The organism is Mycobacterium sp. 050128 (assembly GCF_036409155.1).
In the GTDB taxonomy this organism is placed as follows: domain Bacteria; phylum Actinomycetota; class Actinomycetes; order Mycobacteriales; family Mycobacteriaceae; genus Mycobacterium.
Map to the genome: position 1 here is coordinate 176,332 of NZ_JAZGLW010000006.1, position 23,962 is coordinate 200,293.

Below are 23,962 nucleotides of genomic sequence, written 5' to 3' on the forward strand. Positions count from 1 at the left end.
CGACAAGCTGCATCACGGTCACGTCTCTTCGACGACCATGCTGATGGCTTGACGGGGACAGGCGGCGACGGCGGCTTCCACGTTGTGCTGCAACGACTCTTTCGGCGTCTCATCGCAAGTCGCGATGTCCTCGCCGAGGTCGAAGACCTCGGGGGCGATCTCAATACACAGGGCATGCGCCTCACACAGACCGGGATCAACCCGCACGCGGAAGCGCGCGGTCATCGTCGCCGACCTTTACCGTCGGCGGCGCTCTTCGGCGCGGTCGGCATGGTGCCTCCAACCCGTTTGGCTCTACTTCGCGGCTTCATAACTGATCGATCGACCAAATTGCTAGGATGCAGTATGCCTACCACGTCCCGCGCGGCCCGGTCAAGCAACTGGGAGCCGGCCAACACAGCGCCAACTCCGCGCAGCAAAAGGAACGGTGATGCAGGGGCCCGCAGCAAGCTGATCGAGGCGACCGCCCGGATCATGCGCGATGAAGGCTATGCCGCGGCCACGTCACGGCGGGTGGCCGCCGAGGCCGGCGTCAAGCAGGCGCTGGTTTACTACTACTTTCCGACGATGGACGACCTGTTCCTGGACGTGCTGCGCGCCGGCGCGGAGGCTGCGCTGGTGCGGATGCGAGCCCTGCTCGCCGATGACGATCCGCTCCAGGCGCTGTGGCTGCTGAACAGCGACCCCGCATTGACGACTCTCAACGCCGAGTTCATGGCATTAGCCAACCACCGCAAGTCAATTGGAGCCGAGCTCAAAGCGTACGCCGAACGTGTCCGCGACATCGAGACGGCGGCCGTCACGATGGTGCTGCGCGCCAACGACGTCGATCTCGAGAAGTATCCACCGGTCGCGATCTCGATGCTGATCGCGCAAACCGCGCGCAGCCTGTGCAACGAGAACGCCGTCGGCGTCACCCAAGGCCACGACGAATTGCGCGCATTCGTCCAACGCCAGATCAGCCTGCTGAAATCGTCTGCGCCCGCATCGACATAGCCCCGCTAGCCCCAGTATGCGGCGGTCCACAGCGACAGTGGCATTTTGTTCCGCCCACAGCATTGCTGGACTCCGTTCACGGCCATCTGTTGACAACCGCACCGCAACGATGTCACGCTTCCTGTTCGAACGACCAAATAGTTTGGGTGGTAGGCAGGCGCGGGTCGGGTCACTAACCCATCCCGGTCGCCGGAGGCAGTGAGGTGCAGTCATGGGTGGACGAGTTGAGGGCAAGGTCGCGTTTATCACCGGCGCGGCCCGCGGCCAAGGACGCAGCCACGCGGTGCGTCTAGCCCAAGAAGGCGCCGACATCATCGCGGTCGATATCTGCAAACCCATCAGCAGCAGCAGCCAGATCGCCCGGTCGACAACCGATGACCTGGCCCAGACCGCAGATCTTATCAAGGGCCTCAACCGTCGTATCGTGACCGCAGAAGTCGACGTGCGCGACTACGACGCTCTTAAGGCGGCAGTCGACAGCGGTGTCGAGCAGCTTGGCCGCTTGGACATCATTTGCGCCAACGCCGGAATCGGCAACGGCGGCCAGACCCTCGACAAGACCAGCGAAGGCGACTGGCAAGACATGATCGACGTCAACCTCTCGGGAGTCTGGAAAACCGTCAAAGCTGGTGTTCCACACCTGGTTTCGCAAGGGCAAGGTGGATCACTTATCCTGACCAGCTCGGTTGGCGGCCTCAAGGCCTACCCGCACACCGGCCACTACATCGCTGCCAAACACGGCGTCGTTGGCCTGATGCGGACCTTCGCCGTCGAACTCGGCCAACACTTCATCCGCGTCAATTCCGTTCACCCCACCAACGTCAACACACCGATGTTCATGAACGAGGGAACGATGAAAATGTTTCGGCCCGATCTGGAGAACCCCGGCCCAGAGGACCTCAAGGTCGCAGCACAGTTCATGCACGTCCTCCCGGTCGGCTGGGTCGAACCAGTGGACATCAGCAACGCGGTGCTGTTCCTGGCCTCCGACGAATCCCGTTACATCACAGGACTTCCCGTCACCGTCGATGCAGGAAGCATGCTCAAGTAGGCCACGAAGACCGATCCGACAGACCGCTGTCGGGCGAGTTGGCCTGGATGTCTCGGAATAGACGGCATACGAGGGTCTCGAAATGCGTATTGGTGCCGCGAGTTCGGCGCCGATGGCTCCTCGAGGGGTCGAGCCATACGCAACCGGGTTACCAGACATACCCGCACGAGCGTCGCGGCTCAACCCGCGACGTCTGACTCATCAAAGGCACTCGTCGTTTACTCACCACCGACCGCGTTCTCGGCTGGCTTACCCCTCGTCCGCTACGGACGTGTATTTGGTGCTGGTGGAGGTACGTGACCCTGCTGACCAACCGAAATATGTCCACGCTCGCCCTATTTGAACTTGAAGCGGTGTCATGGAAAATCCGTAAGGTGTCGGAATCGGGGCGGCCGGGTCTGCGGGCCAAGTCAGGCTGTCCGCTTACTGAGGTCAGCTTCTGTACGGATGCGGATGCGATAGTACGACCACGGTTGACGATGTTCGGCCGGAGTGCCCACCATCTGATCGAGGAGATTAGTGGCATGCAGGGCCAGGTCGACGTGGTACCGGACAAGCCCTAAGTTGCTGAAGGCCCGGAATACGTCATCGCGGCCTACGCAGGGAGTGTCGTCTCCGACAGCAGCTCGAGTGCGCAGAGAAGAGCCGTGCGGACATCCCCGCAAGCCCGATGGATTTGACGCTCGGCATTAGGCGGGGTGCCTCGATGTGATGGTGCGCTGCGGATGAGTTCGGCATTCGCCGGTGTTGGACTGGCGGGCACTGCCATGGGATTGCTCCTTGCAATTGGATAGTCCTGCTTGGACTTTGGGAATCGCCGGTACAAGCCGTTACTGCGGCTTGTACCCAAAGCTGTTCAAGTACAGGCGAACTCAACTCGTTGAAATGGTCAATCTGGTTGGCTTCGGGCTTTCCATTGGTCGTGTCGACGCTTGATCCGCGTAGAAGTGTCCTTCGCGGCGCTACCCAGCGCGCTCAAACGTTCGTAGGCGCTGATATGAGACTGACGACTCGTCCACCTTCTGGTTCTATTGCGGTGGTGATCGTGTCTTGGCGGCCATCCACGGCGCTGTCTTAAGGCATTTCATCGGACGCTTCCGGTGGGGGACCACTTCTCTTCGATCCGGCCGTAGCGCCACACCAGCAAAGCGATCGCCCAGGTGACCACGAACAATCCGACGACCACGAAGCCCAGCGTGTTGAGGTCCAGGCCGCCGAGCCAAGCCCAGAACGGGCCCTGCCAACCGAATTGAGTGGCGAATAGGCCGAGCAGTTCGATGCTGCCGATCAGCAGGGCGACGGCCACCGAGAGCCCGGTGATGGTGATGTTGTAGTAGATCTTGCGCACCGGATTGGAAAAGGCCCAGCCGTAGGCGAAGTTCATGAACGAGCCGTCGATGGTGTCCAGCAGGCACATGCCGGCGGTGAACAACACGGGCAGGCACAGGATCGCGTACCACGGCAACCCCGCTGCGGCGCTGGTGCCGGCCAGTACCAGCAGTGCGATCTCGGTGGCGGTGTCGAACCCCAGACCGAACAGCAACCCGATCGGGTACATCTGCCAGGAACGGGTGATCGAGGTGGTGAACCGGCCGAGGAACCGGTTGAACAGCCCGCGATTGTCCAATTGCTGTTCCAGCTCGGTCTCGTCGTAGTCGCCGCGGCGCAATCGGGCGAACACCCGCAGGATGCCCACCAGCACAATGATGTTGAGGAGGGCGATCACATAGAGGAACACGCCCGAGATGCTGGTCCCGATCAGTCCCGTGTAGTGGTGCAGCGTCGACGAATCGTCTGCGACCGGCCCGGCGATCGCCTTGACACCCGTCGCCAGCAGCACCGCCAATACGAACACCACCGTTGAGTGGCCCAGCGAGAAGAAGAATCCGACGGCCAACGGGCGCTGCCCGTCGCTCATCAGCTTGCGGGTGGTGTTGTCGATGGCGGCGATGTGGTCGGCGTCGAACGCGTGCCGCAGGCCCAGGGTGTAGGCCGTCACCCCGACGCCGATGCCAAAGGCCTTGCCGTCCAAGCTGAATTGGGCAGGATCGACGACGTAGACCAGGGTGCCCCAACCCGCCAGGTGCAGCGCGACGATGATGGCCGCCATCACGCCGAGCCGCCGCCACTCCGGCGGGGTCAAGGGCGCTCGCCGCCGTCGTCCATGTCTCCGCTCCTTGGGTGTGAGACACGAAAACCAAGTCAAGAAAACGCTAACAACCACCCCGGCCTGATGCAATTGATTTGCAATAACGAATGCGGGGAATCCGCCATCGACTGTTAAGCGTTGCCTAAATCGTTGCTGGGCCAGTGCAAGATCGCGCTGGACAGCGACCCATTCGCTTGTAACGTGCCTCGGAGGCCGAGTCCAAAGCAAATATTTGGTGTTCGTCATTGGCCGTGCCACCGCGTAGAGTTGCTGTGTGAGTTCGGATTTGGATACGACAACTTTGGCAGCCGAACACGACTGCCTACTCCTAGATCTCGACGGCACGGTTTATTGTGGGTTGGCCCCAATCGCCGGCGCGGTTGAAACACTGCAAGGCATCGTGATTCGGAAATTGTTCTTGACGAACAACGCTTCGCGGTCGGCAGCCGAAGTGGTAAACCATATGGGTGAGTTGGGCTTCGCGATTGACCCGAGCGATGTTGTCACCAGCGCACATACCGCTGCTCGCTTGATCGCAGACATGCTACCTTGCGGCTCCAGGGTTTTGGTGATTGGCACTGAAGCACTCGCCGCTGAGGTGGCTGATGTCGGACTGACCCCCGTGCGGTCGTGGGAGGATGCGCCCCTCGCCGTGGTGCAGGGGCATTCACCGCGTACGGACTGGGCTGCGCTGGCCGAGGGTGCCCTGGCCATCCGGGCGGGTGCGCTGTGGGTTGCGTGCAATATTGATGTGACTTTTCCCACCGAACGCGGCCTGGTGCCGGGCAATGGCGCCATGGTCGACGCGCTGCGCGCCGCCACCGGGGCCCAACCGCTCGTTGTCGGAAAACCGCAGCCACATATGGTGCGAGATGGCCTCGGGCGCGGGCGTTTCGAATCGCCGCTAGTCGTCGGTGACCGCCTCGACACCGATATCGCCGGCGCGGCAGCTGCGGGTTTGCCCAGCTTGCTCGTGTTGAGCGGCGTCACTACCGCAGCCGATGTCGTCCGTGCCGAATCTGAGTGCCGACCAACGTATATCGCGGAGGACCTGTGTGCACTTGCCACGACAGGTGCCGCCCTGCGTGTCGGCCCCCAACCCGGTTGGCATACCGAAATCGGCCGTGATGCCGTGACTATCACTTCGGCGACTCGGGACAGTGAAGATCCCGGATTGTCGGTGGTCCGCGCGGCCGCGCACGCGGCCTGGTGCGCCGAATTCGCTTGTGGGTCACCCGTTTTGCGCGCAGGTGATGAGCGCGCCCGCCGCGCACTTGACGCGTGGTGTCTATTGGATCGCACATAGCAGATCACTCTGTCGGCAATCGGGCCGCTAGGGCGGGATCGATCCGAGCTCGCGCACGTACGGATGCACACGAGGCCTGCACGATCATTGGCGCATCGGAATCGCTGCCTTTCGGTATCTGAATCGCTGCGCTGTCGGGGTTCTCCCGGTGCGCCATCAGCCAGTCGTAGAGCAGCCAATCTAGCGCGCATGCCACCGTATTGGGGTCCGCTTCGTCGGTTGCCACGCCTGTGACGCAGGCTTCGAGTGCCTCGCGATGCTCGCGTCTGGCGGCGTCCTTGTTCACCCCCGAGCTGTCGAACAGCATCATTGACAGCGTCAGCGGATACCGTTGGCCGGACTCCGATTTGAGGATCCAGCGGCCGCCCCTCCAGGGTTGCTCCGGGTCGACCAGAACCATCTGCCCGAATCCACTGGTTACTCCCAGCGAGGGCTCGTCGAGCTCACCGTCGAACGGGGCCGGCCCTAAGAGGCCGACAGCGAAGCGAGCGCGTATCGAGAGCAGGGCCGCAGTGCCAATAATCTTGCCAGCCCGCGTATCCGGGACGATCCCGGTGACTTCTGCGGCCGACGCGTAATCCCGCATCAGCAGATCCAAACTCCGGTGCAGAAATACCAAGTGGGAACGTTCATCTGCGTCGGGGCGCCTGCCCCCACCAAGTAGTTCTCCGAATCGGCCCGCCGCAATGATCAATGCGTCGTCGAGGGCCTCGAGATGAGTCGCCATCAAACGGTCGGCCTCGTCATCTCCCATGACGAGGTCCGGCAGGGTCGTGGGTGCACCATCTGAGGTGTTCCAGTAGAACCCGATCTGCCCCTCGGACTGGATGATTCGTGGCCTCATGGCATGTTCGCCTTGAGCCGGCGATTGGTGGCTGCCAACTGCCGGTCGGTGCTGTCCTTGAGCCTGGCCACCTGTTCGGGCCTGAGGCGATCGCACACCCGTCCCCAGTGCGTGGCGACGATGGCACCTCGCGTCAGCGGGCCTTGTCGTGCCTCTTCTGCGTCAACGCCGACTTGGTGGACTTCGGGTGCTGATAACGACAAGGAGGTTCCTGTCCAAACGAGTCGCCGCGACTCGACCAGCGCAGTCGCTCCAACGCTCGACAATACTGTGGCCCAGGTTATTCGGCAGTTATCGAGCACGGCCAGTGGATGTTGTTCTGGGCCTTTGCCGAGCAACCGCGACCACGGATAGACGCCGAACACGTGAAAGCTGTGATTCGGTGCAGCTTCACCGGCGAGATCCTCGGTGAGGTGGGCCCAGTAGTGACCGGCCCGGGGACCGAGAATCGCCAGTAGTTCCCTGGTGAACGTCGGCGGATGCAGTTCGGCGCAGACTCCGCCTCCCAGCCAATAGGAATCAACGAGGCGGTAGTCGAGAGGATCCGGGATTCCTGTCATCCGCGACATCACTTGGAGGTAGGGCCATGCCCCGGTGAATTGCCTTGCCGCCTTGCCAATCTCGTCCCGCGTACCGCCGCGGAGCCCGGGCGAGTTCGGTGGCCCGCAGTAGCCGAGCTGGTTGGGGGCATAGGCGTAGCGCGCGAACATTGCTGCACCGCAGGGGGTGATGTCCCCCCCGGTCATGTCCGCGTGCCCTGCCCGATCAGCGTAGCTGCGTCGCGATGCAGCCTGCCGAAGTTGTAGTAGGCGGCGCACGCGCCCTCAGGGGAGACCATGCAGGTGCCGATCGGGGTTTCGGGTGTGCATGCCGTCCCGAATACTTTGCACTCCCACGGCTTGAGGACACCTTTGAGGACCTCGCCGCACTGGCAGGCTTTCGGATCGGCCACCCGTACCCCGGGCAGCGCGAATCGCTGCTCTGAATCGAACTCCGCGAAATCGTCGTGTAGCCGCAACGCACTCTGCGAGATGAACCCGAGTCCCCGCCACTCGAAGTGCGGCCTGAGAGCGAAGACTTCACCCATTAGCGCCAGTGCCGCAGGGTTGCCGTTTTCGTGAACTACGCGCTTGTACTGGTTCTCGACTTCGCAGCGGCCCTCGCGGATCTGGCGCAGCAGCATCGCGACCGACGCCAAGATGTCTAGCGGCTCGAATCCGGCTACCACCAACGGTTTTCGATAGACCTCGGGCACGAACCGATAAGGCCGGTTGCCGACCACGGTCGACACGTGCCCGGGGCCGATGAATCCGGACAGCCGCAGATCAGGCGACTCCAAGATCGCCTTTATCGGCGGCACGATCGTGACGTGGTTGCAGAACACGGTTAAGTTGTTGATCCCGAGCTCTCGTGCGCGCACGAGAGTGACCGCGGTCGACGGGGCAGTCGTTTCAAACCCAATTGCGAAGAAGACGATCTGCTTGTCAGGGTTTTCCACTGCGATCTTCAGCGCGTCCAGTGGCGAGTAGACGAACCGCACGTCGGCGCCGCCGGCCTTGGCGTCGAGAAGACTGCCATTCGAGCCAGGAACCCGCATCATGTCCCCGAAGCAGGTGAAGATCACATGTGGCTGGCGCGCCAGCCACATCGCGTCATCGATGCGGCCCATCGGGATCACACACACCGGACAACCTGGGCCATGTACTAGTTCGACGTTGTCCGGTAGCAGGTGTTCGATGCCATGCCGATAGATCGTGTGGGTGTGCCCTCCACACACCTCCATGAACTTGAAAGATTCGTCCCCGCCACCGGAATTGGCCAGTGTGCCAATGGCTGTTAACAGTTTTCGGGCGGCCGCAGGATCACGGAATTCGTCTACAAATCGCATTGTCAACTCCAGGTCAGACGATCGACGAGTTGTCGAACGCTTCAATCTCGTCGGAATAGGCTTGGCCTAGATTCTTAACCGCAGCCAGGGTCAGCAACGCCTCGGTTTCGTCAATTTTGGCCATCGCAAAGCCAACGTGCACTAGCACCCAGTCTTCTGGTTCGGGCATGTCGTCCTCGAGCAGGCGCACGCTGATGATTCTGCGCACACCGCTGACCTCCACTTTGGCCAGACAGTTTGCAGCGTCGGTGATTTCGATGATCTGTCCGGGAATTCCTAGGCACATGATCCAATCCTCTCAGCAGATTCGGGGCAGTGGGTCGCCGACGAGCATGTCCACAATGCGGGTGCCCCCGAACCCAGTACGCAGCACGACGGTCTCCGGCGGTTCGGCGACGATCTCGCCGACTTCAGCCGCCTGGGCCCCTAGTGGATGCGACCGCAGCGCAGCCAGCCCGGCCTCGGCCTCGCCCGAAGCGACAACGGCAATGAACTTCCCCTCATTGGCGACATAAAGCGGATCGATGCCAAGCAGCTCGCAAGCACCCGCCACGTTGGAACGCACCGGCAGCCGACTTTCCTCCAGCACCACCGCAAGCCCGCACGCCTGGGCCAGTTCGTTGCACACCGTGCCCACCCCGCCGCGGGTCGCGTCGCGCAGCCAACGTGTTGACGGCGCCGCTTGCAACAGGAGTTCCACCAATGGGCTCAGGCAGGTGGTGTCGGAGTGGATATCGGCCTCAATCGCCAGATCACCGCGGGCCAGCATCACCGCCATACCGTGATCACCGATCGTGCCCGAGGTAAGCAGCTTGTCACCGGGCTGTACCCGTTGCGCGGACAGCTCCCGGCCGGGTGGGACGACGCCCGCTCCGGCCGTCGTGATGAACAGGCCGTCGGCCGCCCCCCTCGGGACGACTTTGGTGTCCCCGGTGACAATCTGGACACCGCCAGCCAGCGCAGCGGCTGCCATGTCTGCGACGATGCTGCGGAGCTCGTCTACTGCAAAGCCTTCTTCGAGAATGAATGCCGCCGTAATCCACGACGGCACCGCGCCGGCCATCGCAAGATCGTTCAAGGTGCCGTTGACGGCGAGATCTCCGATTGATCCACCCGGGAAGCGAAGCGGTTGTACGACAAAAGAATCGGTAGACATCGCGATGCGCTGCCCATCAGGCAATGCGATCACCGCCCCATCGCCGAGCGACTCCAGATGCGGATTGCGGAACGCTTCGACGAAGACAGCGTCCACCAACGCAGCCGACGCCTTGCCCCCCGCACCGTGCGCCAATGTCACATAGTCGTCGCGCAACCGAGGTCGCCGTTTGCGAAACGCCTCAATCCGTTCGATCACCTCACCCTCAGCAAAGGAAGGCCCGGACGCCAAGTATTCGGTGACGTGCTCTCTCATCAAACTCCTTAGCTTTCAGCGCAAGCGCTCAGCCGACGCATTTCCGCTTGAACCGTGGCCCACAGCCGGTGGCCCAACGCGGCTTGTGATTCCTGGATTCGGTGCACACTCTGGGAGCGAACGGCGAAGCATACGTCGACGCACGTGTTGTTCGCGAAGGCGCCTCCGTCGTATCCGGTAAACCCGACCGTGTAGAGGCCCCGGCGATGGGCTTCCTGCATCGCCAGCAGCAGATCCGCCGAGTTACCGCTGGTCGACATTGCAATGGCGATGTCGTTGTCCTTCGCCCTGGCGATCAGCTGCCGCACGAACACCAACTCAAACCCGACATCGTTGCCGAGCGCAGTCAACACCGCCTGATCAGACGTCAGCGACCACGCCGGCAACGGTTCGGCACTAACCGGTTGGGCGAATAGCGTCGCTAAAATGGCTGCGTCGGTGGAGCTTCCACCATTGCCGAAGGTGAAAAGTCGACCTCCCGCGGCGAACCGGCGCGCCATCTCGGCGGCGGCGCTTGCGATGGTGGCGGCGCAAGCATCGAGCGTGGCGGTGCGAAGCGCGGCGCTATCGACAGCCTTCGCCGCCGCGGACTCTGCCAAATCAGTCAGCAGTGTGGCCGCATCGCTTTCATCACCGTCGATGAACGGATAGAGGAAATTGGTCGGTTCGGCGACACGATTTTCGTTCATCACTTTTAGTCGTCACTGAGTTTGCTGAGCGCCATACCGGCGTGGACGAGGACGAGATCACCGGGCTGTAGAGGCCCGGTCAAGTCGGTGGCGATTGTCTCGGTGCCCTTCGCGGTGCGTACCGAAGTCGTCGTGCGGTCCACGGTGGCGAGGACTTCGCCGGGTCGGCCTTCGTCGCTACAGGTAATGCAGACATCCTCCGTGCAGTCCGGCCACGGAGCCGTCAAGAGGCCCGGATGTTCGAAGCACACGTGGGTCAACTCCCACAGCAAGTGATACATCAACACGAACTCACCCGTCGCCGGCAGCTGCGGATCGGAATTGTCAAGCCAGAGAATATGATCGGCGGCCCCGAACTCGGGCCGCTCGCCGTTGCCGATCCAGATTGTGGTGACGCCCCAGGCACTAGCGCGGCGCATGATCGCACGCACATCGGGGTCCGCAGCGCCGGCGACGGCAATGATCACGTCGCCGGCGCGGGCCGATACCCGCGTTTGGCTCACCAGGTCATGCCCAGTCAACGCCACGGCTGGCAAGGCCCGCTTCCCGACGATCACCGGGTGTACGAATTCGACGGCGATGTGCTGGGCATGCGGAGTCAAGGCGGGAGCGATGCACCACATGGTTGCTCCTGCTGAGAACCGCTGTGCCAGGGCCAAAGAAGCCTTCGCAAGATCCGCCGCTACCTCTGTGGTTAGGGCAGGGCCAGCCGTCATGGCAATGCCTCCGTGTCGCCGAACACACCGTATTCACGCATCGTCGCGAGCATTAGCTGTGCGGACTGTTCATCGATACGTGTCAGCGCGAAGCCGGCGTGCACGATGGTGTAGTCGTCGACGGCCAGATCGGGAAGGTAAGCCAGGCATGCTTTCTTGACTTGGTCTCCGTACGCGACCGAGGCAAACCGACCGCCGTCAGCGGCGTCCCAGATTTCGGTGATCCGGCCGGGAATCCCTAAACACATTGGGCGGTCCTTCCGATCTTCTCTTCGGCGATATGGGCTTCTTCGACTGCGGTCAATACCGAGATCGCTGCCTGGCCGAGTGCCAGTCCGCCATCGTTGGGGGGCACCAGGCGGTGGGTGAGCACGGTGTAACCGGCATCTTCGAGTCGTTGACGACATGCATTTAGCAGCAGGACATTTTGAAATACTCCGCCAGTCAACCCGACGGCTGAAATGCCGCCGGCAACGTGGCCAATCACCTCAGTGACGGCCTCTGCTAGGGCGTGGTGGAACGCCGAAGCCAGATCGTGGGTTTCGGCGCCTCCTTGCAACGCGCTGACCAACGCGGCGATCATTGGCGCGGGATCTATGATGCCGTCCGCACTTACCGCCATGCGAAATCGAAGGTCTGGTTTGCGGTTGCCGAGGGATGCTGCCAGCATTTCCATTTCGATCGCAGCCTGACCCTCGTAGGTGACGTGTTGGCGGACCCCGAGGATGGAGGCCACCGCGTCGAACAGCCGACCGACGCTCGTCGTCGGTGTGCAGGCGCGCCTTGTGGTGAATTGCGTTCGCAATAAACGTAATTCAGCGGAGCTGGCTGCTTTGACCGGAGCCAATTCGGCCTGCCACGGCACACCTGCGTGCCACAGGTGGGCCAGTGCCATCCGCCATGGGTTTCGCACCGCGGCGTCACCGCCGGCTAAGGGGACCTCGGCGAGGTGTCCGACCCGGGTGAACCGGTGGCTTTGTGTGCCGAGTCGCAGGATTTCGCCTCCCCACACGGCACCGTCGCAGCCGTAGCCGGTGCCGTCGAAGGCGACGCCGATGATGGGTTCGTTGAGCATCTCGTGCTCGGCAAGGAGTGATACCACGTGGGCATGGTGATGTTGAACGAGATCGAGTGGTCGGTCACCGGCGTTGCGCTCGGCCCAGTTACGCGTCACGTAGCGCGGATGCAGATCGGCGGCGAGCCGCGTTGGCTGAGTTCGCATGTCGCACAGCTGCTGCGCGGACTGGGTGAACGCCCTCAGGGCGGCGACGGTACCCATGTCGCCGATATGTGCCGAGCAGTATGCGCGCCGGCCGTCGGTCAGGCAGAAGGTGTTTTTGAGCTCCCCGCCGACCGCGAGCACCGGTGGGCCGTTCCGGCCGAGGTCGACGGGGAGCGGTGCGTAGCCGCGGGAGCGACGGATTGGCAGTTGCTGAGTCCCCCGGCTGTGGTCGATCACGCGCACGACGGAGTCGTCGCAGGGCACGTGAATCGGTCGGTTGTGGTCGAGGACCGCATCGGCGAGCGCGGGCAGTCGTTTGGCCGCGTCTTCGTCGGTGTAGCAGATGGGTTCATCGGATCGGTTGGCGCTGGTCAAGACGATCGCTTCGGTCGGGGGTGTGGGCGAGCCCGGCACGACAGCCAGCAATAAGTGATGGATCGGTGAGTACGGCAGGAGCAGGCCGATCAGAGGATTGCCCGGTGCCACACCCGCCGCGAGCGGGGCGTCGCGTCTGCGCTGAAGTAGCACCACCGGGCGCGACGGACTGGACAGCGCTGCTGCTTCGGATTGGCTGATGTGCGCGTATCGCCGCGCCACATCGAGATCCCGGACCATCACCGCGAAAGCCTTGCCGCGCCTAGCCTTTCGCCGTCTGATTTCCGCGACTGCTTTGCCGTTGTTAGGCGCGCAGGCAAGATGGTAGCCACCGATACCCTTGATCCCGACGGTGCGGCCGTGGGCCAGGGCCTGCTGGGTGGCGGCCAGCGCTGCGTCGACCTGAGTGATGCGAATGTCGCTGTCGGCGAACCAAATCGACGGACCACAGTCCGGGCACGCTATGGGCTGTGCGTGGAATCGGCGATTGGTCGGGTCACGATACTCGGCGGAGCAGTTGTCGCACATCGCGAAGTCCGACATAGTGGTTGCTGGCCGGTCATAGGGCAGTTCGCGAATGATGGTGAACCGCGGACCACAGTTAGTGCACGTGATAAACGGATGGCCGTATCGGCGGTTTAAGGGATCGAATAGCTCGGCCACACAGTCGTCGCATACTGCGACATCGGGGGGGACCGTGGTCGCCGTGACGCCGGCGGCACGGCTGGCGACGATGTGGAAACCCTCGTTTTTCTCGGACCGCACGGTCAGGACCGTGCAGGACACGTCGGTGATCACCGCAAGCGGGGGAGCTTCGGTGACCAGCCGGTGGCTGAATTCTGCGACTGCCGGGGCCGTTCCCTGCACCTCAATGAACACTGCGGACGCATCGTTTCCTACAAAGCCATCCAATCCGAGGTCGGTGGCCACACGATGAACGAACGGGCGGAAGCCCACCCCCTGAACCACCCCTGTCACCGTGTAGCGCCGCCGGTGGGACGCGACGGGTGCAGTACCCCCCCGACGCGTCACGTGAACCGCCACATGACAATGCGGTTGTTGCCCGAGTCGGCCACCGCCAGCCGATCACCGCGCAGCCAGACTCCGTACGGCCAACAAAGCGAATCGTGAGTGACTGCGCTCCAACGGTTTTCGCCGTTGGACTCGAACGTCGGTTGGGCTAGGACGTGGTCGGCGGGACGATCATCGGTCGGTACGCCATCCCAGAGCAGAATTCGGTTGTTGGCGGTGTCGGCGACCGCCAGCCGGTTGCCGCCTTGACCGGCGCTGTCGGTGCAGACTGAGTAGGGGAAACGGAACCGGTTGCCGCACTGCGGCCCATATGGCCATTCACGTGCGGTAGCGAAATCGGGTTGACCGAGTAGCTGGTCGGCCGGCCGATCGCGATCGGGCAGTGGTGACCAACCGAGCACCCGGTGATCACCCGCGTCGGCGATTAACAGCAGATCGTCGAGCCCGGTGATGTCGTGCGGCCAACGGAAGCTGGCGGGTCCGACGCAGTCCCCGCGGTTCTCTTCTCGGCTGTCGGGGTCAGGCTGGCCGAGCACGACGTCGGCTGGCCTGCCTGGTTCGGGCGGGCCGGACTCCCATCCGAGTACTCGACGGTTGCCGGTGTCGGCTACCCAGAACACCGAGCCGACGACCGCAATGCCGAATGGCCAGTAAAGCGATGACGCCGAACACTGGCCGCCGGCGTTCGGCTCGGCCGCTGTGCTGTCGTGTTGACCTATCACCAGATCCGGTGGGATCGAGCTGTTTTCGGGCACCGTATCCCACACCAGGATTCGGTGGTGCCAGGCGTCGGCAACGATGAGTCGCCCGTCGTGCACGAGCACGCCAGTCGGCAGGTTCATGCCATTCTCGGGGCCCCGTCCGGCCGCGGCGCGTCCCTCGGTGGTGGCGTCGGCCTGACCAAGCACGACATCGGCGGGTTGTTCATCGCGGGTGGGCAATCCGTGCCAGATCAGCACTCGATGATTGCCGGAATCGGCCACCACGAGATGCCGTTCGTCAAAAAACACGCCGCGCGGCGAATACATCCATGCCAGTGTCGGAGCGGCCGGCGGTAATGCCAGGCCGCCGGGTGCCGGTGCACCCAGCCACACGTCGGGCACCCATCCCCCGGAGGCTTCCGTTCCGATGGGGGAGGCGATGCGGGTGGGCCGCGGCAGGATGCTGGTCCGTACGGTCAGGCCGGTCATCTGCCGACCCGGACCCAGATCTGCCCATCATCGACCCGCAGTGGCAGCTGCTCGAGTTGGGCTGCCGGCGCGGTGAGGCACTCACCGGATGCCGCGTCGTAACAAAAGCCATGCCAGGGGCAGATCAAGGTGCCGTTGTCGGTATCGAGCACCGCGTTGTCCAACGGCAAGGCCTCGTGGGCGCATTCGTTGACATAGGCGGTGAGCTGTTGATTGAGGCTGACCAGGAGAACCGAGACCTGCTCCGCCGAGTGCGGTGCGGTCACGTCCACCGTGACGAAATCGTTGTCGGGCACCTCGCCGAGCGCCCCGGCCGGTGCCCAGCCCTCCTCATCGAGCGGATGGCGAGCAGGGAACAGTGAATCGGCCGAAATCAGCGTCGGTTCGGGCTCATTGGGCAGTACTTCGACCTGGTTTATTGACGGGATACCTTCGACGAGTGCCTTTTCGACGAGGTTGCGAAGCGTGACCGACGACATCGAGCACCCGTTGCATGCGCCCCGCAAGCGTACGAACGCTGTCCCGTCCTCGATCCGTACGAGGGTGACGTCACCGCCGTGACCCTGCAGTTGTGGTCGTACCTCGTTGAGCGCCTTGGTGGCCTGTGTCAGCGGGTCGGGCCGCACGATCTCGTGCAGTGAGAGCAGGAGGTGGACAATGGGATCGTCGACGAGTTCGAAGAGGGCCGGTTGCGCGGCGCTGTCGACGCGCAACCGGCGCACTATGGTCACCAAGCCCGCTCGGTGAATCGCCTCGATCGCGGCCTTCAGTTCCTCGGCGACAGCGCGTGCGGATGGTTCCAGTTCCGCTAATGCCGCGACGGCATCGTCGACGCGTGTTGCGAGTTCTTCGAAGGTGGGGTCCGGTGCGGATGTGGGTGTGGTTTGTGGCTGGGAGGTCTCCGACACGGCTGTGGGCATCACGGCCTCCCAGCTTGCTCGGTAGCGGAAAGCACCCGCTGCCGGGCGATTTCGTCGAGCACTCCGCGCACGGTACGCACCGAGTCGTCATCGCCCAGCTCTTCGAATAAGAACCGAGCCTCGTATAGCTTGGCTTTGGCGTCATCGAACATTCCCAGGTGCGCAAGAACGTTGCCCTGGTTTGCCAGCACTCGGGCCCGGCCGAGGGGTTGGGTTGTGCGGTCGCGTGTTTGCAGGATGGCTTCGTAGATTTCGACGGCCTCGACAAGATTCTCTTTGTGGTGGCGCGACGGCGTATATACCAGAGAGTTGGCGAGATTGAGCTGCACGCTGGCCCATTCGTCGGGATGGTCCTCGCGGGTGTAGACCGTCAGAGCCGACCGCAACGACTGAGCCGCCACGCCCAGGCGCAACTGGCCGGATGCCTCAACCATCGGCATGGTCAGGTATGCCGCAGCGAGCCCGGCATGCGCTGCCGCCCATTGCAGCGGCGCGTCGGCGCACTTAATCAGCTGCAGCGCCGAGTGGTAGTGGGGGATAGCGGTGGCAAGCAGCTCGGGTCGAGTTGCGGCCTGTTCGTGCAGCAGACTTGCCAGGCATGAATGGATTTCCGCCCGCGCGACACGCAAGCCGTCGGCATCCGCAAGAACGGTCAGTGCCTTCTGCAGTCGCACCGCGCAGCTGGCGTCGTGGGTGTCCCGGCCGATCGCGCCGGCAGCGGCGAGCATGCTACCGGCCAGCGGCGCCGACACCGGCTCGGCGGCCTCGGCGGCACGGTCGAGCAATTCGATTGCGGTTTGGGGGCTTCCTTCCGCGAGCGCATGACCCGCCTGCACCGACAGTAAGGTGGCGGCCAGCTCGCCCACGGTGGTCTCGGAACGCGGCGGCGTGTCGGTGCGCCCAAGCGTGAAAAGCACTACGTCGACGAGGATCGCGAACTCGCCCAATGTTGCCCGGAGTTCTTCTGGGGCAACGCCGTCGGGATCTAATACGAAGCGGTTGTAACGAGCCACCGGATCTGCTTGCCCGTCCAGGACAGCAAGTGCAGCGTCTCGCTGGCCTGCGGCGGCAAGCTCATGGGCGCGCAGGGTCGGCGGCCAGATTTCAGGGAGTTGCCCGGCCAACATTGCCTGACGCGCGGCCTCGGTATCCGCATGAGCGGGAATCAGCATGTAACCCAATGGAAGTGGAAACAGGCCCAATGGTTGCGGTGGCAGTGTCAACTGCGGTGCACCGGTAACGGCATCGTCTACAACTGATGTCGATGGTGTCAGTGCCTCAGCCATTCAGCAGCCCCCTAATGTCTCGTTCGGCGGCCCGCTTGATCATCCGGGCCGATAACTCGGCACGGGCCTTGGTCGGGTGCGTGTCGATCCGCTTTCGCACGACGCCGTCAGCAAAAATGACCACGACGTCCATTGCCCAGCGCCCTCGCTCTTCGGACACGACGGTGTCGACACTTAGGGCTTCATCCGCTGAGCTGTCCTGGCGCCGCTGCGTGTGCGGGCGATTCGGTTCCGGATCTAAGTCGGGTTGTTCGGCCACAAGTATCACTTTTGTTGCTCCAGCGGGATCCGGAGCGCGCCATGGTCATCGTCCCAGAACGCTTGGCGGACACCGATTGGGATGATATCGGCCAGTAGCTCGCGGATCAGGACCGCGCGATCGCCGGCGGGGTTACGCTGCTTGAGGAGTAGTCCACCGTTGCGTGGCCCGCGCAGGGGTAGCAGCCAAAGCTGATGTTCGCGCACGTCGCCGACGGCGACGTGCGCGGGGAAATGCGCCGCGGCAAGCGCAGCGCCCAGTCGGAGGTACCCGTCCTCGGTGAACTGCACTGTGAGGTCTTCGGCGTCGCTGGGTTCCGGCGGCCGAAGCGCCGAAATGTAGTCCCGCTCAATGAGTTCGATGACCTGTTCCATCGCCGCGGTCACGTCAGTTGATAGGTCGGCACCCATGGCGATGTTGGCCGCTTCGATAAGAAAGACCGTGATGTCGGATGGGCATGCCTCAGCCAGCGCCCACCGCGCGAACGCTATCGCGTGATCCCAGCGGAAGGAATGAGTGTGCAGACCCTCCAACGGCGGTAACTCGGCCAACTCCGCACCGGGCACCCGGTAGATGGTCCCGGGACGGGCGCCCGTGGCCGAGGCGTCAACGATCACGACCCGTTGGGCGCCTCGCATCTGAAACGCCACGTCCATGCCCGCGGTGCCGCCATCGACAAGCCTTAGCCCATCGGGCACGCCGCGTTCCCACAGGTGGCGCACCAGGATTGGTCCCACGCCATCGTCACCGCGTAACAGGTTGCCGCAGCCGATCACTAGGACGGCGCAACCCGGCGGGTCCGGGGTGGGAGTGGACCGGCCAGGCTGCGCCGTCTCGTCGCGGCTGCTCGAGGTAGGGATCACACCATTCCGTTGATGACGAATTTCGAGAGCTCACGCCCAGTCTTTCCGTCATACGCGTGGACGGTGCAGACCAGGCAAGAGTCAAAGCTGCGGGCCACGTGGCCGAGTTCGACGGGGTCTTCAGGATCGACGATCGGTGACCCCACCAAGGCCCGCTCGATCGGGCCGAGGGTCTCGGCGCCGTCGCGAGGTCCGATGTTCCACGCGGTGGGAGTCACGACCTGATAGTTCTTGATCTTGTTGTCCTCGATCACGATCCAGTCCGACAGCGACCCACGGGCAGCCTCGGTCGATCCGAAACCTTTGCCCTCGGCGTGCTCGATGGGCTTGGTGTAGAAGCTCTCCTTGAGGTCGAGCTGGTTGAGCCACTCGCGAGTCCACTTGTAGTACTTCGGGGCCTCATGCATGCGGGCGAGCTGGCGCACGAAAACGCTTGGCCCGATTGCGTTATAGAGATCGACGAACAGCGGGTCGTCGTCCTGATGAGACGCGGGATTGGGACCGCCTGCAGCCAACCGCCGTGCCAACGGTCCGGCTTCCAGCGGAATGTGCCCAAGCGTCGGCACGTCGTAGCGCGGTGACTTCGCCCAGCTGTACTTACCCTGCTTGCGTCCGTCTTCGGGGTCGATCGGGTTGGTCTCACCCTCGAAGGGATGTAGGGCTCCGGTGCCCTCGTAGAAGGAGTGGGTCACGTCCTCCCGAACGCGGGCCTGGTCGAATTCGGACCACTGGCCGCCAGCAAAGATTCCGGATCTCCCGATCAGCGCGGCGTTGCGGCCGTCGATCGTCGGGTTCTCGTACAGCGATGGCTCGAAATAGGTACCGGTGGCAATGTAATTGCCGACGCCGCTACCGTATTTGTCCAAGCCGACATCCAGGCAGTAGCGAATAAAGAACCCGCAGTCGCTATTGTGCTGGGCTTCGTTCTCGTCGACCCATTCCAGCACGTCCTGCCACGTCTTGTTGGCCAGCCAGCGGTCCACCGAGCAGCCGAGCCATTGCTTCTCCAGCCACTGGTCCTTCCAGTGCTCAAGGATCGCTATCGACCGAGTGACGTCTGAGAGGGTCGGAGCGCACATCACGCCGCCTGGCACCATGAAACTCGAGTGCGGCCACTGACCGCCGAAGATCGCGTATACCTCAACGGGCTTGGCCGACAGCACGACACCCGGCTGGTAGCTGGTACCCACGTAGGGCGCGAATCGACGTACTGCTTCGGCGTAAAGCTTCGACTTCGCGTAGTTCTTGTTGGTGAAGTCAATTGCGAAGAGCGCGTAGAAGTATCGCGGAATCGACTGCAGCGTCTCCGCGGCCTGGCAGATGTTACGCACCAGCGTCGCATTCGGTGGCACGTGAGTGCGCCACGCGGTGTCCAAAGCGTAGGCGGACTTGTACAGGTGACTGCCGCCGCAGATGCCACAGATCCTCGGGGTGACCACCAGTCCGGCCTGGGGGTCCTTGCCGCGCAGAATGATTTCGAAGCCGCGGAACATCGCGGCCTCGGTCCATGCCGAGGTGACGACCCCGTCGTCGATCGTGACGCGAACATCGAGGTCACCCTCGACTCGCCCCAGCGGGCTGACAAATAGGTCTAACGAGGTCATTCGGTGAGTCCTTTCAAGACTTGGGCTGGGTTGTCGAAAAGGGCTTGGGCTAGACGACGAACATGTCTTCCTTGGACCACTGGGGCGCCGCAATGCGTGCGGCCGCGGCGTGGGCCATGTAGGTGAGGTGATCACTGCCCTCGGGAACTTCCTTGGGGATCATCCCGCTGACCTTCTGCGTCTTGAACACGGTTCCAGGCGCTAAGTCGAAATGCGGGAATTCAGGCTCGGTGCAGCCCAGGCAGGGCATGCCGGCTCTTGTCTTCGACGATTGGCGGTTCCACAGGATGCGGTTGCATGGGGAGTGGGTCATTGGGCCACGGCAACCGAATTCATAGAACAGGCATCCGGTGCGGGTGCCCTCGCCGAAGGACAGGGTTGATTGCTTGTATTCGAAGAACTGCACTCGGGTGCAGCCGGTCTGGGTAAACGTCTTGAAAAAGGTTTCGGGCCTGTGCAATTCGTCCAGGGCGATGTCGCCAGCGCGGCCAGTGGCTAACGCGACGATGATCTGGGTGATCCAGTCGGGGTGTGCCGGACAGCCGGGAATGTTGATGACGGGAAGGCCCATCTTGGAGCGGAAATCAGGACCGAGGAACCCGCCCTTGCGCCGTTTGTGGAATTGCAGGCCAGTCGAAGCGGACGGGTTGGGTTCAGTGGCTGGGATGCCTCCCCAGCATGCACAGTCACCGATCGCCACGACTATCTGAGCGGCCGCACACAGATCGGTGACCCAGTCTTTCATTGGGCGGTCGGCGAACATGTCCATGCGACCGGTGCCATTGGGCGCTTCGATGACGCTGCCCTCGAAAACGAAGATGTCCAGGGGCCGCTCGCCTCGGGCGCAGTCCCAGAACACCTTCTGGGCGTTCTCGCCGAGCTCGAGACCGAGCGACGGATGCCATAGCAAGTCCAGGCCAAAGTCAACGATGAGGTCAACGACGTTGGGTTCCTCGGCGTTGAGGAACGACATCGTGTTGCCGCTGCACGCTCCTCCTTGTAACCAGAGCACGGACGCCATGAAAACTCCTCTCAATTCCCCGGGAATACGCAGGTTGGGCTGGTTGTGTGTAGCGACTATTCGGCGGCGTGCCGGCCAGCGGCTTTTTTGGGCGGCTCGGGTGGCGCCAGCCTCCGACCGAAGGCCCGCGCGATCTGAATCATGAAACCCAAACCGCGTGAGACGTCAGGATCTTTTGCCACCCGCATGAGGGCGAAGACGCCTTTTGGACCGCGCGGGTCGGCGTCGGCGGCTCGCTTGCCTTCGAGCAGCGCCTCGCCGACATCTGCGAGAATCTCCGCGGTTTGTGGGTCAGTCAGCGGCGAGTGCAGTAGCCGATCGAGCGCTGGCGTTGCATCGACGACAGCCGCAGACAGTCGGGTAGCGGTATCGCTCAGCGCCGCCAAATCGATGCTCGGCCATGTCTGCTGACTGCCTCGGGCGACGGCAACTTCCCGGATTTCAGCGACCCCCGACGCCACACTGTCACCGATGACCTCGGCGCGACGCAGCAGCCCATCCAGGCCGACGACGATGGTGGCCAACAGGTCGGCGTGGTCGAGGATCAGTGAAAGCGACGAAGCAATCGCAGGATCGTCTAGCCGAGCGATTACCTCGTCCCCAGGGGATTCGGCGACGAAGGCATCGGTGTCGAGACTCTCGATCAGCGAAGCGTGTGAAGTCACCCATTCCTCCTAGGCCGATGTGTTGGTGGTCACACACGCTAGCCCCGGTAGGGGCATCGGCCTATCGCATTCGCGCAATGACTGTCAGAATTGCGCAAACTTGCACGCGCTAATGCGCTCAGTACGACAAGGAGTCTTGAATGAACGCCGCGAAATGTTTAACGAAACGTCAATCCACGCACCCCAGGCCTGGCTCACGCTAATGTCGCGCCTCGCCAGACTGGGCTTCATCGACACGCGGCGGACTGGTAACCCGGTCCGGCGCAAAGTTCGTTCCCGTGGTGTGCCGCCGGCCTTGGCGGACAACGAGATCTTTTACACCGAATCCGTCCGACAGGCGGGTGCACTGCTCGGCAAAGTGCTCGCACCCGGATGGATTACCTTGGGAGAGGAGACATCCGGTTTTGCCGCCACCATGCACGGGGTTCGGTTCCGCAACGTCAGCATGCTCTATCTGGATCTTCACGTACATTCGACACTCCAAATCCCTGTCCTCGGTAGGTACTTCGCCGTGCACATGCCGATGAATGGGCGAGCGTTGTGTCAACACGACGGACACGAGTTCGAAGCGAACACGATCAAGGCACTGGTCACCAGCCCGGGAGCCGCGCTGACCATGCGTTTCGATGACGATTCGCCTCAATTGATGATCCGCATCGAGGAACCCGCGCTGCTCGACTACCTGACGCGACTTCGCGGCCGACGACTACCCAAGGCGCTGGTGTTTCACCCCGAATTTGACCTGACTAGCGATGTCGCCGTGCGCTGGCATGCCGCAGTGCAGTTGCTGCACACGGAGGTTTACCACGCCGGCTCCCTCGTGCAGCGTGGGCATGGAATCAGCGGAATCGAGGATTTGCTCATGAACAGCCTCCTGTACATCCAGCCGTCGAACTATCATGAGGAATTCATCCGTCCGGTAGTGGATTCAGGCCGCAAGGTCGTGCAGGAAGCGATGAAATACATCGAGGCAAATCTGGCCGAACCCATCAGCATGCAGTCCATCGCCCGCAACGTTCACATGAGCGTCCGCTCGATCCAGCAGGGCTTCCGGGACGAATTGGGGGTGTCCCCGATGGCCTACGTCCGCGACCGCAGACTCGAGCGTGTGCATGCCGAGCTCGCCGACGCACTGCCGAGCGATGGCGTGACGGTAACTGACGTGGCAACCCGTTGGGGTTTCAATCATCTCGGCAGTTTCGCCGTCGAATACCGGAAGCGCTGGGGGATGAGTCCGTCAGAAACGTTGCGCCAGTAGCCAGGCGACGGGTGTATGGTCTCGTTTGAGTCGAGGAGGCTGGCCATGCATGAACTCTCCATTTGCAATTCGATGGTCGGCATCGTGCGCAAGCACGCGGCGGGCCGGGGAATCGATACGGTGCATGTGCGAATCGGGGCTCTGCGTCAGATCGTCCCTGAGACCCTTGTCTATTGCTGGTCCCTGATCACAGAAGACTCCGATTTGGCGGGCGTCAAGTTACGGGTGGAACGCATATCCGCCAAGATCCGGTGTAGCGCCTGCGGTCGGGAAACCGTACTCGACGTGGCCGTCATGGCATGTGCATCCTGCGCCGGGACTGCAGTCGAATTGGTCGAGGGGGATGAATTCCTCATCACTTCACTCGATTTGGCGGAGGTCTGACAGATGGGTAGATTCCACCGGCACGACCACGACCACAATCACGACCATCCGCACCACGATGAGTCGGTCGCGTTGGACGACCACGGTGACCACACCGGCTACGCGACCGGCAGCGAACGGCTCATAGTACTCGAGCGAATCTTCGACGAGAACGACAAGACCGCGGCGGCCAACCGCAGCGACTTCGGCACTGCGGGTTTGACAGCAGTAAACCTCATGTCCTCCCCGGGCGCAGGCAAGACGACGCTGCTGCAAGAGACTCTCCGTCAGCTGCATAACCAGTTGCGGATTGGTGTCATTGAGGGTGACATTGAAACCAGCATCGACGCTGACCGACTCAGCGGCTTCGGGGCTGCGATTTCGCTTGTCAACACCGCCAATGGATTCGGTGGGGAATGCCATCTGGATGCGCCGATGGTGCGTTCAGCTCTGGCTCGACTGCAGTTAGCCGACCTAGACTTGCTTGTCATTGAGAATGTTGGAAACCTTGTGTGCCCGGCGGAATTTGATGTTGGAGCACACGCGAGTGCGATGGTGTATTCCATCACCGAGGGCGAAGAGAAGCCGTTGAAGTACCCGGTGATGTTTCGCGCGGCAGATGTCGTGATCGTCAACAAACTGGATTTGAATCCCCACCTCGACTACGACCTGCCGACGTTCTACGCCAACCTCAACTCGGTTAACCCCGGCGTGACGGTGATCGAGACGAGCGCCCGGACTGGCTCGGGGATCGACAAGTGGTGCGAGTGGCTAACCGACCTGCACCGCGCGACCCATGCGACGACGGCAACCGCCTGAGCGGGCTCATCCGACAGCCACCCAGCCGCCCACCT

At 62.7% G+C, this 23,962-nt stretch carries 26 protein-coding genes; 7 read left to right on the forward strand and 19 right to left on the reverse strand.

All coding sequences use genetic code 11. From position 1 onward, the window contains the following. Positions 1-18 precede the first annotated feature (18 nt). Complete coding sequence (locus tag SKC41_RS28285; RefSeq protein WP_330981004.1) at positions 19-225, reverse strand: ferredoxin; 207 nt, start codon at positions 223-225, stop codon at positions 19-21. A 225-nt stretch (positions 226-450) separates the two neighbouring features. Here SKC41_RS28285 and SKC41_RS28290 point away from each other — a divergent pair, with 225 nt between their 5' ends. The 3 genes from SKC41_RS28290 to SKC41_RS28300 all read left to right on the forward strand — a co-directional run bounded on the left by SKC41_RS28290 (position 451) and on the right by SKC41_RS28300 (position 2,610). Next, a complete protein-coding gene (locus tag SKC41_RS28290) occupies positions 451-996 on the forward strand; it encodes a TetR/AcrR family transcriptional regulator (RefSeq protein WP_330981078.1) in 546 nt (181 codons plus the stop codon). Positions 997-1,207: 211 nt separating this feature from the next. After that, the gene (locus SKC41_RS28295) at positions 1,208-2,047 is read left to right on the forward strand and encodes a mycofactocin-coupled SDR family oxidoreductase (protein ID WP_330981005.1); all 840 of its coding nucleotides are present in this window, start codon (positions 1,208-1,210) and stop codon (positions 2,045-2,047) included. A 296-nt stretch (positions 2,048-2,343) separates the two neighbouring features. Continuing rightward, a complete protein-coding gene (locus SKC41_RS28300; protein ID WP_330981006.1) occupies positions 2,344-2,610 on the forward strand; it encodes a hypothetical protein in 267 nt (88 codons plus the stop codon). A gap of 521 nt (positions 2,611-3,131) precedes the next feature. Here SKC41_RS28300 and SKC41_RS28305 read toward each other — a convergent pair. Next, positions 3,132-4,190, reverse strand: a complete 1,059-nt coding sequence (locus SKC41_RS28305) for a HoxN/HupN/NixA family nickel/cobalt transporter (protein ID WP_330981007.1) — start codon at positions 4,188-4,190, stop codon at positions 3,132-3,134. 292 nt (positions 4,191-4,482) lie between these two features. Between SKC41_RS28305 and SKC41_RS28310 the strand changes: the two genes are divergently transcribed. Continuing rightward, entirely contained in the window at positions 4,483-5,502 is a 1,020-nt protein-coding gene (locus SKC41_RS28310; protein ID WP_442931852.1) for an HAD-IIA family hydrolase, read from the forward strand. A 4-nt stretch (positions 5,503-5,506) separates the two neighbouring features. On the opposite strand, the gene SKC41_RS28315 is transcribed toward SKC41_RS28310, so the two are convergent. The 17 genes from SKC41_RS28315 to SKC41_RS28395 form a co-directional block, all read right to left on the reverse strand. After that, positions 5,507-6,346 carry a hypothetical protein gene (locus tag SKC41_RS28315; protein ID WP_330981009.1) on the reverse strand — a complete coding sequence of 280 codons (840 nt, stop codon included), beginning with the start codon at positions 6,344-6,346 and terminating at the stop codon, positions 5,507-5,509. Beyond that, positions 6,343-7,092 carry a DUF6390 family protein gene (locus SKC41_RS28320; RefSeq protein WP_330981010.1) on the reverse strand — a complete coding sequence of 250 codons (750 nt, stop codon included), beginning with the start codon at positions 7,090-7,092 and terminating at the stop codon, positions 6,343-6,345. The genes SKC41_RS28315 and SKC41_RS28320 overlap by 4 nt, the downstream gene beginning before the upstream one ends. Further along, complete coding sequence (hypD, locus tag SKC41_RS28325) at positions 7,089-8,234, reverse strand: hydrogenase formation protein HypD (protein ID WP_330981011.1); 1,146 nt, start codon at positions 8,232-8,234, stop codon at positions 7,089-7,091. Before hypD ends, SKC41_RS28320 begins: the two co-directional genes overlap by 4 nt. Before the next feature lie 13 nt (positions 8,235-8,247). Then, a complete protein-coding gene (locus tag SKC41_RS28330; protein WP_330981012.1) occupies positions 8,248-8,520 on the reverse strand; it encodes a HypC/HybG/HupF family hydrogenase formation chaperone in 273 nt (90 codons plus the stop codon). A gap of 12 nt (positions 8,521-8,532) precedes the next feature. Then, positions 8,533-9,645 carry a hydrogenase expression/formation protein HypE gene (hypE, locus tag SKC41_RS28335; protein WP_330981013.1) on the reverse strand — a complete coding sequence of 371 codons (1,113 nt, stop codon included), beginning with the start codon at positions 9,643-9,645 and terminating at the stop codon, positions 8,533-8,535. A gap of 8 nt (positions 9,646-9,653) precedes the next feature. Continuing rightward, on the reverse strand, positions 9,654-10,334 hold the full coding sequence (locus SKC41_RS28340) for a D-sedoheptulose-7-phosphate isomerase (protein WP_330981079.1): 681 nt from the start codon (positions 10,332-10,334) through the stop codon (positions 9,654-9,656). 5 nt (positions 10,335-10,339) lie between these two features. Continuing rightward, entirely contained in the window at positions 10,340-11,050 is a 711-nt protein-coding gene (locus tag SKC41_RS28345) for a HypC/HybG/HupF family hydrogenase formation chaperone (RefSeq protein ID WP_330981014.1), read from the reverse strand. Next, positions 11,047-11,298, reverse strand: coding sequence for a HypC/HybG/HupF family hydrogenase formation chaperone (locus SKC41_RS28350; protein ID WP_330981015.1), 252 nt, complete (start codon positions 11,296-11,298; stop codon positions 11,047-11,049). Before SKC41_RS28350 ends, SKC41_RS28345 begins: the two co-directional genes overlap by 4 nt. Beyond that, positions 11,289-13,679: a carbamoyltransferase HypF gene (hypF, locus tag SKC41_RS28355; protein WP_330981016.1), complete on the reverse strand. Its 2,391-nt coding sequence runs from the start codon at positions 13,677-13,679 to the stop codon at positions 11,289-11,291. Before hypF ends, SKC41_RS28350 begins: the two co-directional genes overlap by 10 nt. Continuing rightward, positions 13,676-14,869, reverse strand: a complete 1,194-nt coding sequence (locus SKC41_RS28360; protein ID WP_330981017.1) for an NHL repeat-containing protein — start codon at positions 14,867-14,869, stop codon at positions 13,676-13,678. The genes hypF and SKC41_RS28360 overlap by 4 nt, the downstream gene beginning before the upstream one ends. Next, positions 14,866-15,789 (reverse strand): NifU family protein, encoded by a 924-nt coding sequence (locus SKC41_RS28365; RefSeq protein WP_330981018.1) that lies wholly within the window; start codon positions 15,787-15,789, stop codon positions 14,866-14,868. The genes SKC41_RS28360 and SKC41_RS28365 overlap by 4 nt, the downstream gene beginning before the upstream one ends. Continuing rightward, positions 15,789-16,961 carry a hypothetical protein gene (locus SKC41_RS28370; RefSeq protein ID WP_330981019.1) on the reverse strand — a complete coding sequence of 391 codons (1,173 nt, stop codon included), beginning with the start codon at positions 16,959-16,961 and terminating at the stop codon, positions 15,789-15,791. Before SKC41_RS28370 ends, SKC41_RS28365 begins: the two co-directional genes overlap by 1 nt. Before the next feature lie 106 nt (positions 16,962-17,067). After that, positions 17,068-17,334, reverse strand: coding sequence for a hypothetical protein (locus tag SKC41_RS28375; protein WP_330981020.1), 267 nt, complete (start codon positions 17,332-17,334; stop codon positions 17,068-17,070). Positions 17,335-17,339: 5 nt separating this feature from the next. After that, positions 17,340-18,197, reverse strand: coding sequence for a hydrogenase maturation protease (locus SKC41_RS28380; RefSeq protein WP_330981021.1), 858 nt, complete (start codon positions 18,195-18,197; stop codon positions 17,340-17,342). After that, positions 18,194-19,801: a nickel-dependent hydrogenase large subunit gene (locus SKC41_RS28385; RefSeq protein ID WP_330981022.1), complete on the reverse strand. Its 1,608-nt coding sequence runs from the start codon at positions 19,799-19,801 to the stop codon at positions 18,194-18,196. The genes SKC41_RS28380 and SKC41_RS28385 overlap by 4 nt, the downstream gene beginning before the upstream one ends. Before the next feature lie 49 nt (positions 19,802-19,850). Further along, positions 19,851-20,822: a hydrogenase gene (locus tag SKC41_RS28390; RefSeq protein ID WP_330981023.1), complete on the reverse strand. Its 972-nt coding sequence runs from the start codon at positions 20,820-20,822 to the stop codon at positions 19,851-19,853. A gap of 56 nt (positions 20,823-20,878) precedes the next feature. Beyond that, positions 20,879-21,487 carry a DUF1641 domain-containing protein gene (locus SKC41_RS28395; RefSeq protein WP_330981024.1) on the reverse strand — a complete coding sequence of 203 codons (609 nt, stop codon included), beginning with the start codon at positions 21,485-21,487 and terminating at the stop codon, positions 20,879-20,881. Positions 21,488-21,623: 136 nt separating this feature from the next. Between SKC41_RS28395 and SKC41_RS28400 the strand changes: the two genes are divergently transcribed. Genes SKC41_RS28400 through hypB form a run of 3 tightly spaced genes read left to right on the forward strand, consistent with a single transcriptional unit; the run spans position 21,624 to position 23,927 of the window. Beyond that, the gene (locus tag SKC41_RS28400; RefSeq protein ID WP_330981025.1) at positions 21,624-22,745 is read left to right on the forward strand and encodes an AraC family transcriptional regulator; all 1,122 of its coding nucleotides are present in this window, start codon (positions 21,624-21,626) and stop codon (positions 22,743-22,745) included. Positions 22,746-22,790: 45 nt separating this feature from the next. Beyond that, positions 22,791-23,129, forward strand: a complete 339-nt coding sequence (locus tag SKC41_RS28405; protein ID WP_330981026.1) for a hydrogenase maturation nickel metallochaperone HypA — start codon at positions 22,791-22,793, stop codon at positions 23,127-23,129. 3 nt (positions 23,130-23,132) lie between these two features. Beyond that, positions 23,133-23,927, forward strand: coding sequence for a hydrogenase nickel incorporation protein HypB (gene hypB, locus SKC41_RS28410; RefSeq protein ID WP_330981027.1), 795 nt, complete (start codon positions 23,133-23,135; stop codon positions 23,925-23,927). Positions 23,928-23,962 lie beyond the last annotated feature (35 nt).

What these genes read in the sequence shown, in the direction of transcription:
- SKC41_RS28330 (WP_330981012.1), bottom strand. Translation starts at nt 8,520, where the DNA reads ATGTGCCTAGGAATTCCCGGACAGATCATCGAAATCACCGACGCTGCA.
- SKC41_RS28315 (WP_330981009.1), bottom strand. Translation starts at nt 6,346, where the DNA reads ATGAGGCCACGAATCATCCAGTCCGAGGGGCAGATCGGGTTCTACTGG.
- SKC41_RS28340 (WP_330981079.1), bottom strand. Translation starts at nt 10,334, where the DNA reads ATGAACGAAAATCGTGTCGCCGAACCGACCAATTTCCTCTATCCGTTC.
- SKC41_RS28345 (WP_330981014.1), bottom strand. Translation starts at nt 11,050, where the DNA reads ATGACGGCTGGCCCTGCCCTAACCACAGAGGTAGCGGCGGATCTTGCG.
- SKC41_RS28405 (WP_330981026.1), top strand. Translation starts at nt 22,791, where the DNA reads ATGCATGAACTCTCCATTTGCAATTCGATGGTCGGCATCGTGCGCAAG.
- SKC41_RS28365 (WP_330981018.1), bottom strand. Translation starts at nt 15,789, where the DNA reads ATGCCCACAGCCGTGTCGGAGACCTCCCAGCCACAAACCACACCCACA.
- SKC41_RS28390 (WP_330981023.1), bottom strand. Translation starts at nt 20,822, where the DNA reads ATGGCGTCCGTGCTCTGGTTACAAGGAGGAGCGTGCAGCGGCAACACG.
- hypD (WP_330981011.1), bottom strand. Translation starts at nt 8,234, where the DNA reads ATGCGATTTGTAGACGAATTCCGTGATCCTGCGGCCGCCCGAAAACTG.
- SKC41_RS28350 (WP_330981015.1), bottom strand. Translation starts at nt 11,298, where the DNA reads ATGTGTTTAGGGATTCCCGGCCGGATCACCGAAATCTGGGACGCCGCT.
- SKC41_RS28320 (WP_330981010.1), bottom strand. Translation starts at nt 7,092, where the DNA reads ATGACCGGGGGGGACATCACCCCCTGCGGTGCAGCAATGTTCGCGCGC.
- SKC41_RS28385 (WP_330981022.1), bottom strand. Translation starts at nt 19,801, where the DNA reads ATGACCTCGTTAGACCTATTTGTCAGCCCGCTGGGGCGAGTCGAGGGT.
- SKC41_RS28370 (WP_330981019.1), bottom strand. Translation starts at nt 16,961, where the DNA reads ATGCTGATTCCCGCTCATGCGGATACCGAGGCCGCGCGTCAGGCAATG.
- SKC41_RS28360 (WP_330981017.1), bottom strand. Translation starts at nt 14,869, where the DNA reads ATGACCGGCCTGACCGTACGGACCAGCATCCTGCCGCGGCCCACCCGC.
- hypE (WP_330981013.1), bottom strand. Translation starts at nt 9,645, where the DNA reads ATGAGAGAGCACGTCACCGAATACTTGGCGTCCGGGCCTTCCTTTGCT.
- SKC41_RS28295 (WP_330981005.1), top strand. Translation starts at nt 1,208, where the DNA reads ATGGGTGGACGAGTTGAGGGCAAGGTCGCGTTTATCACCGGCGCGGCC.
- SKC41_RS28285 (WP_330981004.1), bottom strand. Translation starts at nt 225, where the DNA reads ATGACCGCGCGCTTCCGCGTGCGGGTTGATCCCGGTCTGTGTGAGGCG.
- hypB (WP_330981027.1), top strand. Translation starts at nt 23,133, where the DNA reads ATGGGTAGATTCCACCGGCACGACCACGACCACAATCACGACCATCCG.